Raw genomic sequence first — 10656 nt, 5'->3', positions numbered from 1 at the left:
AGAGAGGTAGAAGAAGGGAATATACGTGGAAGAGATAATGCTTATGTGAAAACATTAGATGTGTATAAGAGACAGCACGCTGACAGTGGTTTCTCGGCGTCAGGAGACGGTGACGTCGATCGTGTGCCACCCGCTGGCGCCATCCGGCGCGGGCGCGGCCACGGCGTCGGTCTGCACGGTGCCGTCGGCGGCGATCGCACGGCAGCGGATGCTGTGCTCGCCGGCTTCGGCGCGCCAGGGCATCCGCCACTGCACCCAGGTGTCGGCGGAGAGAGCGGATGCCAGCTCGGCGCCCTCCCACAGCCCGTCGTCGATCTGCACCTCGACGCCGGAGATCCCGGTGCCAGGCTGCCAGGCGACGCCGGCGATCACCGCATCGCCGGCGTCGACGGCACGACCCGCTCGCGGAACGTCGATGCGGGACTGCAGTTTGATCGGCCCCCGCTCCGACCAGCCGCGATCGGTCCAGTAGGCGCGTGCACGGTCGAAGCGCGTCACCTCGAGGTCGGTGACCCACTTCGTCGCCGACACATAGCCGTACAGCCCCGGCACGACCATCCGGACGGGGAAGCCGTGCGCCAGCGGCAGCGGCTCGCCGTTCATGCCGATCGCCAGCAGGGCATCCCGGTCGTCGGTGAGCGCCTCCAGCGGCGTACCCGCGGTGAATCCGTCGGCCGACGTCGAGAGCACCATGTCGGCGTCCGCGTCGACACCGGCGCGCTGCAGCAGCTCCCTGATCGGATACCCGAGCCAGACGGCCGTGCCGACCAGGTCGCCGCCGACCGGGTTCGACACGCACGACAGCGTCACCGCGCGCTCGGTCAGCGGGAGCGCCAGCAGCTCGTCCCAGGTGAGGGTGACCTCGTCCGCGACCATGCCGTGGATGCGCAGTCGCCAGTCGGCCGGGTCGACGGTCGGCACGATCAGCGCGGTGTCGATGCGGTAGAAGTCGCGGTTCGGGGTGATCAGGGGCGCCAGGCCCGGCACCTCGAGGGCCGCTCCCGACGGCACGGCAGGCGCCGGCGTCGCCGGGCGGGGCAGCCGGATCGCCTCGCGCACGGTCGAGACCGCGGCCGACCCCGCCTTCGTCAGGGCACCGGCGACACCCACGGCCACGCCGACGAGAGCGGTGCCGCCCGCCCACGCCAGGAAGCGTCGTCGCGACGGGTCGGTCGCCGCGTCGGGAGCCCTGACCTCGGCGCGATCGGCCGAGGCCGGCGGCGACGCGGTCGCTCCCGCGAACGCCGCACTGCGCAGCAGCATCCGCAGCGCGACCGCGGCGATCGCGCCGGCGAGCACCGACGGCAGCCAGCTCAGCAGCCCCGCATCCGCCCGGGTGAGCGCCAGCGCGCCCGCGGCGACGCCGATCACCGCGAGCGCGATCACCCCGGAGCGCGACCAGCGGGCCTCGGCGATCCCGGCTGCGGCGGCCAGGGCGAGCAGGACGATGCCGATGCCGACGAGCAGCGCGGTCTTGTCGGCGGTGCCGAACCACGCGATGGCGGTGTCCTTCGCCCAGGTCGGGGCGGCGTCGATCAGTGTGCCGCCGATCACGGCGAACGGGCTGGCGGAGGGGGCGAACAGGGCGGCGAGCAGCTCACCTGCGCCCGCACCGAGGGCCGCTGCGCCCACGCCGGCGGCTGCGGCCATGCCGCGCCGCCCGGGTGATGCATCCATCCCTCCAGGCTACGCGCGCCGCGCGGCGGAGCCTCGCGGAAACGGCGTCAGTCCTTCAGGAACTGCCCGGTGTCCTGCTGTCGGGCGTCCGGATCGTCCAGGCCCGACAGCTCGTCCTGGGCGATGAGCTGGTCGACGTCGAGCGTCGACGGCGTGGCGTCGACATGGCTCTCGGCCGACAGCGCCCCCGGCGTCGCGCGCGCGGGGTCGGCCGGCGCCACCGGCAGCCCGAACGTGCGCTGCACGCGACGCATCCATCGCGGCTGCGCCCCGAACACCCCGGTGGCGTCGTGCGCCTCGACCTCGAGCCCGTAGTAGTCGCCGATTTTGTCGATGAACTGCGCTCGCTCGGCCTTCGCATACGCGCGACGCTCGCGGCTGAATGCCACCACGGTCGACCAGCACATCAGCAGCATGACGACGCTGAACGGCAGCGCGATCGTGATGGCCGCCGTCTGCAGGGCGGTCAGCCCGCCCGAGAGCAGCAGGGCGATGGCGAGAAGCGCGGTGACGGCGACGAAGAACACGCGGATCCAGCGCTTGGGCTCCGGCTCGCCGCCCGTCGCGATCATCCCCATCACCAGCGCGCCGGAGTCGGCGGAGGTGATGAAGAAGATCGCGAGAAGCAGGATGGCGCCGATGCTCACGACCGTCGATCCCGGCACGTTCTGCAGCAGGCTGAACAGGGCTCCCTGCAGGTCGACTGCGCCGTCGGCGCCGGTGAGCGTCCCGGGCTCCCGAAGCTCGAGGGCGAGGGCCGAGCCGCCGAGCACGGCGAACCACAGGATGCCGAGCAGCGTCGGCACGAGGATCACGCCGACCACGAACTCCCGCACCGTGCGGCCCTTCGAGACGCGCGCGATGAAGATGCCCACGAACGGCGCCCACGAGATCCACCAGCCCCAGTAGAACGAGGTCCACGACGCCTGCCACTGCTCGCCCGCCGTGCCCTGGAAGGCGCTGACGTTGAACGAGAGCCCGACGAAGTTCTGGATGTAGTACCCGATCGACTGCACGAAGTCGCGCAGCAGGAACTCGGTGGGTCCCATCACCAGCAGGTAGACGACGAGGATGCCGGCGAGGACGAGGTTGGCGTTCGAGAGCCACTTCATGCCCTTGGTCACGCCAGACAGCACCGACATGAGCACGAACACCGAGATGACCAGGATGAGGATGACCTGGGTCGTCTCGTCGGGGTCGGCGATGCCGGCCGAGTGCAGGCCAGCGCTCATCTGCAGCACACCGAGACCGAGCGAGGTGGCGACACCGAACAGGGTGCCCACCAGCGCGATGACGTCGATCGCGTGGCCCCACCCGCCTTCGACCTTCTTGCCGAGCAGAGGCTCGAGGGTCCACCGGATCGAGATCGGGCGGCGCCGGCGGTGGATCGCGTATGCGAGGGCGAGGCCGATCACCACGTAGATCGACCAGGCGTGCACGCCCCAGTGCAGATAGGTCTGTCCCAGCGCCGCCTGCGCGAGCTGGGAGGGCGTGCCCTCGACGCCGGGCCGCGGGCTCGTGAAGTGCGACAGCGGCTCGCTCACGCCGTAGAAGACGAGCCCGATGCCCATTCCCGCCGCGAACAGCAGCGCGAACCAGCTCATCGCCGAGAACTCCGGCTCCTCATCGTCGCGCCCGAGCTTGATGTCGCCGAAGCGACTGAACCCGAGGAACAGGCAGAACGCCACGAAGAACGCGGCGATCAGTACGTAGTACCAGTTGAACGCGTTGACGATGCTCGTCTGCACCGCCTGGAACGCCGTCTCGGCGACGCCGGGCAGCAGCAGCGCGAACAGCGCGAATGCCAGCACGATCGTGGCCGCCGGCCAGAAGACCCACCGCAGCACCTGCGGCTCGCGCTTCGTCGGGGTGACGGTCGGATCCGACACGTCTGTGCTCTCGCTCATGCCGCCCACCGTACCGGGATCCTGCGCCGTCACGCGGGCGTGTCGTCGGGGTCGAGCGACTTCAGTGCGTCGCGCTCGACGGCCGTGTCGGCGGTCAGCTGGTCTTCGGTGTTCTCGTCGCCGCCGAGCGGGGCGTCGTCGTCGACCGGCCCGGACGAGGTGTCGTCTGCGGGTGCGGCGGGCTCGGCCTGCCCGGCCTCCCGCTGGCGCGGCAGGCCACTGCCCTGCGGGTCGTGCCCGGGAACGTGCGGGTGCTGTCCGTCAGGGGATCCGTACATCGGAGTCTGCTCGTTCATGCCCGAGAAGGTATGCGTCCCGGCGTCGAGGGGCCACCCCCTTGACAGTGCGCGGCCGGCGACGGACCGGCCGCGCCGATCAGCGCTCGTCGTCGTGCGGGTCGGTCAGCCGGATCGGGGTGGCAGCCGTGGGCCGCTCGTCGAACGAGCCCGGGTTCATCGACCGGATCACCGACAGCGGACGCGTCTCATCGAGGGTCAGCCGGAATCTCCGTCCCTCGTGGCGATGCAGCCTGCCCGACCACAGCATCCACCCGACGCCGATCCCGAAGGCGACGATGCCCGCGATGCCGCCGACCGCGATGGCGGTGCGAGCGGAGAACGTGTCGACGATCCATCCGGCGATCGGCGCGCCGACCGGGGTGGAGCCCATGATCACCGCCATGTACAGCGCCAGCACGCGCCCGCGCAGGGCCGCGTCGGTGGTGGTCTGCACGTATCCGTTGGCGGTGGTGAGCATCGAGACCGTCGAGAAGCCGACCAGAACCAGCACCGCCGCGTAGGTCACGTAGCTGGGCATCGCGGCCGAGACGAGGGATGCCACGCCGAACCCTCCCGCCGCCATCACCAGCACGCGTACGCGGGCGCGATCGCGGCGCGCGGCGAGCAGGGCGCCGGCCAGCGAGCCGATCGCGAGCACCGAGCTGAGCAGGCCGTAGCCGTCTGCGTCACGGCCGAACTCGAGCGCCATGGTCGAGGCGAAGATGGGGAAGTTCATGCCGAACGCGCCGATGAGGAACACCATCACGAACACGACCATGAGGTCGGGGCGGCGCCACACGTAGCGGAAGCCCTCGCCGAGGCCTCCGTCGCGTCTGCCCTTCACACGCGGTGTCAGCTCGTTGACGCGGATCAGCGTCAGAGCGACGATCATCGCGAGGAAGGTGACCGCGTTGGCGACGAACACCCAGCCCGAGCCGAGCAGCACGATGAGGATGCCGCCGACTGCGGGTCCGACCAGGCGCGCCATGTTGAAGGCCGCCGAGTTCAGGGCCACGGCGTTGGAGGTGTCCTCCAGGCTGACCATGTCGGACACGAACGCCTGCCTCGCGGGGGCGTCGAACGCGTTGGCGACGCCGAACGCGGCGGCGAACACGAACATCAGCGGCAGGGTCATCACGCCGGTCAGCAGCAGCGCCGCCACCCCGAGGGCGAGCAGCATGAGCGCGGTCTGCGTGCACAGCAGCACCTTGCGCCGGTCGAAGCGATCGGCCACCCATCCGGTCATGCTGACGAGCACCAGGGGAGGCCCGAACTGCAGGGCCATGGTGACGCCCATGGCCGTGGCGTCGTTGTCGGTGAGCTCGGTCAGCACCACCCAGTCCTGGGCGGTGGCCTGCATCCACCCGCCGATGTTCGAGATGACACCGCCGAGGAACCAGGTGCGGTAGTTGACGTTGCGGAACGAGCGGAACATGCCGGACGAGGTGTTCATGCGTCGGCCATCCTCTTCAGCAGAGCGGACGCGGCGTCGAGGACGGCGAGCTCGTCGTCGTCGAACCGCTGCGCGTCGATGAGATCGGCGAGCAGGCGGTTCCGCTTGCGGATCGTCTCGGCCACGACGCTCTCGCCCTGCGCGGTCAGCTCGACGTAGACGCGGCGCCGGTCATCCTCGTCCGGCACCCGGATCACGAGTCCGAGATCGGCGAGACCGTTCACCGTGGCGCTCATCGTCGGGGCCGTCACATGCTCGTGTTCGGCGAGGCCCGACAGGGTGCGTCGTCCGTGGGTGCGCAGCGCGCCGAGGATGGCGAGCTGCGCATCGCTCATCGCGTCGACGGCGCGGGCGGATCGGAGGCGTCGGGTGAGGCGGAACAGCGCGTAGCGCAGCTCGGCGGCGGAGTCATCGAAGTCGTGGGTCATTACTTAGATAGTCTAACTAATATTCGCCCCGGTGGCGCTGGGTGAAAATGATGCCCGCACACCTGTCGCCGGGCCGACGCGAGTGCGAGAATAATTCTCATGCTTCTCGACCTCGAAGTGGCCGTCCAGAACGCCGCCGGCATGCGCATCGCGCGTGAGATCGGCGCCACCCGGGTCGAGCTGACCCAGGCGCTCAGCCTCGGCGGCCTCACCCCGTCGCGCGCCACGATCGAACTCGTGCGCGAGGCGGGCGAGGCGGGCGAGGGGGATGCGCCCGAGGTGCACGTGCTGATCCGCCCGCGGGCCGGCGACTTCTGCTACGACCGCGACGAGTTCGCGGTGATGGAGCGCGACATCCGCCATGCGCTCGCCGCGGGTGCGCACGGTGTGGTGATCGGATGCCAGGACGCGAGCGGCGCGCTCGACCGCGACGGCCTCGCGAGGCTTCGCGACGCGGCGGGCAGCGCGCCCGTCACGCTGCACCGTGTGATCGACACCACACCCGACCCGCTCGAGGCGCTGCGCCTCGCCCGCGAGCTCGGTCTTCGCCGGGTGCTCACCTCGGGAGGCGCCTCCCGAGCGGTCGACGGCCTCGACATGCTGCGCGCCCTGGTGCGCGAAGCGGCCGGAGGCATCGAGGTGATGGCAGGCAGCGGGATCACCGCGACCGACGTCGCCGCCGTCGCCGGGTCCGGGGTCGATGCCGTGCACTTCTCAGCCAAGCGCACGGTCTCCGTCGACGGCGGTGTGCGGCTGGGCTCGGCCAGCGACGGCGTCGGAGGACACGAGGTCACCGACCTCGCCGCCGCGCGCTCGATCGTCGACGCGCTCACGACGTCGCACGCGGCGTGACGGCCTGGCGCCTCTCGGATCGCACCGCTCCGTAGACTCGGGGCATGGCCGCCCCCCGCACTGCTGAGTTCGTCGATGCCCACGGCATCGCCATCGTCTACGACGTCTATGAGGCCGCAGGAACCGCCAGGGGCGTGGTGCAGCTGCTGCACGGCGTGGGCGAGCACGCCGGCCGGTACGCGCGCACCATCGAGGTGCTCGTCGAGGCGGGGTTCCACGTCTACGCCGATGACCACCGCGGACACGGGCGCACGGGCATCCGGCAGCACGGCGACCCGGCGAAGCTCGGCCGCCTGGGTCGGGGCGGCCTGCGCGCTGCCGTCGACGCGTGCTGGCAGCTCACCGAGATCCTCCGCGCCGAGCATCCCGACCTCCCGCTCGTCCTGCTGGGCCACTCATGGGGATCGTTCCTGGCGCAGATGCTGCTGAACCGGCATCCCGAGGCGTACGACGCGGTCGTGCTCACCGGTTCGGCCCTGCGCACCCCGACCGATCTCAACCCGCGCCCGCTGAACGCGAGATGGAGGGGGCCGCACGCGCACGGGCTCGAATGGCTCTCGCGCGACGAGGCGATCTGGGCGGCGTTCCGCGACGACCCGCTGACGACCGAGGTGCCGCTGCTCACCCTGTTCGGGCCGATCGAGGCCGCGCGACTGTACGGACTGCCGAAGAAGGACCTCGGCCGCCGGATGCCCGTGCTGCTGATGGTCGGAGGGGACGACCCGGTCGGCGGTCCGCGCAGCGTGCACAAGCTCGCCGACGCGTACCGCACCCGCTCCGGCCTGACCGATGTGACCACGCTGGTCTATCCCGACGCACGCCATGAGCTGTTCAACGAGCTGCAGCAGGACGACGTGCGCGCCGACCTGGTCGCGTGGCTCGACGCGCGCCTCCCGGCGCAGGCCTGAGTCGCCGGCCCGACCGTGCGCGGCGGGCGCGGTTAGGCTGGACGCGTGCATGGTGAGTACAAGGTTCCCGGTGGAAAGCTCGTCGTCGTCGACCTCGAGGTCGCAGACGGACTGATCCGCGACTTCCGCCTCGCGGGCGACTTCTTCCTCGAGCCCGACACGGCGCTCGACGCCATCAACGGCGCCGTCGAGGGCATGCCCGTCGAGGCCGACGCGGCCACGATCGCCGCCGCCGTGCGCGCCGCCCTGCCCGAGGGGGCCCAGCTGCTGGGATTCTCGCCCGAGGCCGTCGGCACCGCGGTGCGCAGGGCGCTCGTGACCGCACCGGGCTGGCGTGACTTCGACTGGGAGATCGTGCACGAGAAGGCGGTCTCGCCGCGCATGAACCTCGCCCTCGACGAGGTGCTCACATCGCGCGTGGGGGAGGGGCGTCGCCGCCCGACCCTGCGCATCTGGGAATGGGACGAGTCGGCGGTCGTGATCGGATCGTTCCAGTCGTACCGCAACGAGGTCGACCCGGAGGGCGCGGCTCGCCACGGCTTCGACGTCGTGCGCCGCATCTCGGGCGGTGGCGCGATGATGATGGCCGCGGGGCAGATCATCACCTACTCGCTGTACGTGCCCGCATCGCTCGTGCAGGGCATGACCTTCGCCGACTCGTATGCCTTCCTCGATGACTGGGTGCTGCAGGCGCTGCGCTCGGTCGGCATCGACGCGACCTACCAGCCGCTCAACGACATCGCATCGCCCACCGGAAAGATCGGCGGCGCCGCGCAGAAGCGGCTCGCGAACGGCGGCGTGCTGCACCACGCGACGATCTCGTACGACATCGACGGCCAGGTGATGACCGAGGTGCTGCGCATCGGCCGCGAGAAGCTCAGCGACAAGGGCACCACGTCTGCAGCCAAGCGCGTCGACCCGCTGCGCACGCAGACAGGCATGGAGCGCGCCGAGATCATCGAGCGCTTCAAGGCGACCTTCCGCACGCTCACCGGCGCTGAAGACGGCGCGATCTCCGCCGACGAGTACGCGGCCGCCGAGGCTCTCGTCGAGAGCAAGTTCGCGACCGACGCGTGGCTGCACCGCGTGCCGTGACCGGCACGCCCCACCCCGGCGCCGTCGACATCATCGAGGGTGACAACCTCGAGGTCGCCGCGTCGCTGGCATCCGGATCCTTCACCCTCGTCTACCTCGACCCGCCGTTCAACACCGGCCGCACCCGCGGCCGCGAGGTCGTCACCGCACGCCGCCTCGTGCCCTCCGACGCGGAGGCTGCCGAGGCAGAGCCGCTCGAGGTGGCGAAGGAGATCCGGTACGGGTTCCACGGGCACTCGTACGAGCGGGTGCGCGGCATGCTGCGCAGCTTCGACGACCGCTTCGACGACTACGGCGACTTCCTCGTGCCGCGGCTCGAGGAGGCGTGGCGGCTGCTCGCCGACGACGGCACGCTGTACCTGCATCTCGACTACCGCGAGGCGCACTACGCGAAGGTGATGATGGATGCCGTGTTCGGGCGCGACTGCTTCCTGAACGAGCTCATCTGGGCGTACGACTACGGCGCGAAGTCGCGCAGCCGATGGCCCACCAAGCACGACACGATCCTCGTGTACGCGAAGAACCCCGGCCGGCACGTGTTCAACGCCGTCGACGTCGACCGTGAGCCGTACATGGCGCCGGGTCTCGTCACGGCCGAGAAGGCCGCGCGCGGCAAGCTGCCCACCGACGTGTGGTGGCACACGATCGTGCCCACGACCGGGCGGGAGAAGACCGGCTATCCCACCCAGAAGCCCGAGGGGGTGCTGCGCCGCATCGTGCAGGCGTCGTCGCGACCCGGCGACCGGGTGCTCGACCTGTTCGCCGGGTCCGGCACCACCGGCGCGGTCGCCTCGGCACTGGGGCGGGACGCGGTTCTCGTCGACGACAACCCCGAGGCGATCCGCGTGATGCGCGACCGGATCCCGCACGCCGAGGTGCGCGAGGTCTGACCCCGCGTGGTCCGACTCACCGCATGGGTGCCAGAGGCCACGCAGCCCACGGCCCTGAGCGGCCGGCGAGCGCCTCGAGCGCAGATGCCAGCCGCTCTGGCGGCACATCCTCGCCACGTGACCGGCTCGAGCTCGTTCCGTTGTCGAACGTCGTCTCGGATTCGATCCACGGCCGACGGCCGCGCCCGACGCTCTCCCGGTAATGTCCGGTCACGACTGCGAGAACCTGCCGCTCGAGATCGTCGGCCTGGCCCGACCATTCCTCATCGCAGGCCTCGCATCCACAGGGCGGGTAGCGGAAGTCGTGCAGCAGTCCGGCATGCAGAAGGATGCCGGGGAACCCGGTGAATACGAAGGTCAGCGTCGCTGACGCCGAGTTGTTCGGCGTCACCCGCACGGCGCGCACGACGTCGTGGTGCGGGTGCAGCAGGTCGGCGGCGACCTCGATGCCCTCCAGCAGGTGCACGTCGTAGGTGCGGGCCAGATGAGCGATGAGCGCATCGGCGATCGCGTGCAGCGGAGCGAAGCGCTCGGTGTCGCGCTCGACCGAATAGGCGTCGTCGGGCGGCGAGTCCGGCCACCTGTGCCCGTAGTCGATCACGTGGCCGTCGTCGTCGCGGAAGACCGGCGACTCGATCGCGGGGCGCACATAGGGGGTCACGCCCCCATCCTCACGCAGAGCGGCGACGGGGTCTACCGCGCGACGCGGCGGTGCGCGGCGAAGGCGTCGCGCAGCGCGGTGCGCACGACATCGACCGCCTCGTGCGCACGCGACGCCGCACGCACGGCGGTGAAGACCTCGCGCACGGGCGAGCCGGGCAGGTCGGCGACGGTGAGCGGGCTGGGCTCGTCGCCCCAGATGAGGTCGGGCAGCATGCCCACGGCGTGACCGGATGCCACCAGGCGGACGTGCGCGGTGAGGTCGGCGGCTTCGAAGCGCACGTCGGGCTCGAACCCGGCCGCGCGGCACTGCTGCACGGTCCACTGCCGCACGGCGGTGCCCTCGGGCTCCATCACCCACACCCGGTCGCGCAGCTCAGGCAGGGAGAGCGGATGCTCAGTGGGCGGCAGCACGATGCGAATCGGATCCTCGCCGAGCAGCTCGTGCACCACGCCGTCGCGCTGCTCGCGGGTCTGCCCGGGATACTGCTCGGCGATCACCAGGTCG

Annotated in this window: 11 protein-coding genes; 4 read left to right on the top strand and 7 right to left on the bottom strand. The window is 70.9% G+C overall.

The window, feature by feature from the left end; translation table 11 throughout:
- Positions 1–99 precede the first annotated feature (99 nt).
- The 5 genes from BFN01_RS00700 to BFN01_RS00680 all read right to left on the bottom strand — a co-directional run bounded on the left by BFN01_RS00700 (position 100) and on the right by BFN01_RS00680 (position 5743).
- Positions 100–1677 (bottom strand): molybdopterin-dependent oxidoreductase, encoded by a 1578-nt coding sequence (locus BFN01_RS00700; RefSeq protein WP_071640502.1) that lies wholly within the window; start codon positions 1675–1677, stop codon positions 100–102.
- A 47-nt stretch (positions 1678–1724) separates the two neighbouring features.
- A complete protein-coding gene (locus tag BFN01_RS00695; protein ID WP_083428560.1) occupies positions 1725–3584 on the bottom strand; it encodes a BCCT family transporter in 1860 nt (619 codons plus the stop codon).
- A gap of 29 nt (positions 3585–3613) precedes the next feature.
- The gene (locus tag BFN01_RS00690) at positions 3614–3880 is read right to left on the bottom strand and encodes a hypothetical protein (protein WP_256220977.1); all 267 of its coding nucleotides are present in this window, start codon (positions 3878–3880) and stop codon (positions 3614–3616) included.
- 79 nt (positions 3881–3959) lie between these two features.
- Entirely contained in the window at positions 3960–5315 is a 1356-nt protein-coding gene (locus BFN01_RS00685) for an MFS transporter (RefSeq protein ID WP_256220976.1), read from the bottom strand.
- Entirely contained in the window at positions 5312–5743 is a 432-nt protein-coding gene (locus BFN01_RS00680; RefSeq protein ID WP_071640500.1) for a MarR family winged helix-turn-helix transcriptional regulator, read from the bottom strand. The genes BFN01_RS00685 and BFN01_RS00680 overlap by 4 nt, the downstream gene beginning before the upstream one ends.
- Positions 5744–5842: 99 nt before the next feature.
- On the opposite strand from BFN01_RS00680, the gene BFN01_RS00675 reads away from it, so the two are divergent.
- From BFN01_RS00675 to BFN01_RS00660, 4 genes are read left to right on the top strand one after another with little or no spacing between them, the layout of a single operon-like run.
- Positions 5843–6595 carry a copper homeostasis protein CutC gene (locus BFN01_RS00675; protein WP_071640498.1) on the top strand — a complete coding sequence of 251 codons (753 nt, stop codon included), beginning with the start codon at positions 5843–5845 and terminating at the stop codon, positions 6593–6595.
- A gap of 44 nt (positions 6596–6639) precedes the next feature.
- On the top strand, positions 6640–7503 hold the full coding sequence (locus BFN01_RS00670; RefSeq protein ID WP_071640496.1) for an alpha/beta fold hydrolase: 864 nt from the start codon (positions 6640–6642) through the stop codon (positions 7501–7503).
- Between the two features lie 45 nt (positions 7504–7548).
- Positions 7549–8598 (top strand): biotin/lipoate A/B protein ligase family protein, encoded by a 1050-nt coding sequence (locus BFN01_RS00665; RefSeq protein ID WP_071640494.1) that lies wholly within the window; start codon positions 7549–7551, stop codon positions 8596–8598.
- Complete coding sequence (locus BFN01_RS00660) at positions 8577–9488, top strand: site-specific DNA-methyltransferase (RefSeq protein ID WP_071640492.1); 912 nt, start codon at positions 8577–8579, stop codon at positions 9486–9488. The genes BFN01_RS00665 and BFN01_RS00660 overlap by 22 nt, the downstream gene beginning before the upstream one ends.
- A gap of 16 nt (positions 9489–9504) precedes the next feature.
- Here the strand turns inward: BFN01_RS00660 and BFN01_RS00655 are convergent, their stop codons facing one another.
- Positions 9505–10149, bottom strand: a complete 645-nt coding sequence (locus BFN01_RS00655; protein ID WP_071640490.1) for a DUF6226 family protein — start codon at positions 10147–10149, stop codon at positions 9505–9507.
- Between the two features lie 32 nt (positions 10150–10181).
- A partial coding sequence (locus BFN01_RS00650; RefSeq protein WP_256220975.1) for a LysR substrate-binding domain-containing protein occupies positions 10182–10656 on the bottom strand: 475 nt, incomplete at its 5' end.

The organism is Microbacterium sp. AR7-10 (assembly GCF_001878835.1).
Lineage (GTDB): Bacteria > Actinomycetota > Actinomycetes > Actinomycetales > Microbacteriaceae > Microbacterium > Microbacterium commune.
Note: the sequence above shows the minus strand (reverse complement) of the source record. Positions and strands in the feature narration are given on the sequence as shown.

What these genes read in the sequence shown, in the direction of transcription:
- BFN01_RS00700 (WP_071640502.1), bottom strand. Translation starts at nt 1,677, where the DNA reads ATGGATGCATCACCCGGGCGGCGCGGCATGGCCGCAGCCGCCGGCGTG.
- BFN01_RS00670 (WP_071640496.1), top strand. Translation starts at nt 6,640, where the DNA reads ATGGCCGCCCCCCGCACTGCTGAGTTCGTCGATGCCCACGGCATCGCC.
- BFN01_RS00685 (WP_256220976.1), bottom strand. Translation starts at nt 5,315, where the DNA reads ATGAACACCTCGTCCGGCATGTTCCGCTCGTTCCGCAACGTCAACTAC.
- BFN01_RS00680 (WP_071640500.1), bottom strand. Translation starts at nt 5,743, where the DNA reads ATGACCCACGACTTCGATGACTCCGCCGCCGAGCTGCGCTACGCGCTG.
- BFN01_RS00675 (WP_071640498.1), top strand. Translation starts at nt 5,843, where the DNA reads ATGCTTCTCGACCTCGAAGTGGCCGTCCAGAACGCCGCCGGCATGCGC.
- BFN01_RS00695 (WP_083428560.1), bottom strand. Translation starts at nt 3,584, where the DNA reads ATGAGCGAGAGCACAGACGTGTCGGATCCGACCGTCACCCCGACGAAG.
- BFN01_RS00690 (WP_256220977.1), bottom strand. Translation starts at nt 3,880, where the DNA reads ATGAACGAGCAGACTCCGATGTACGGATCCCCTGACGGACAGCACCCG.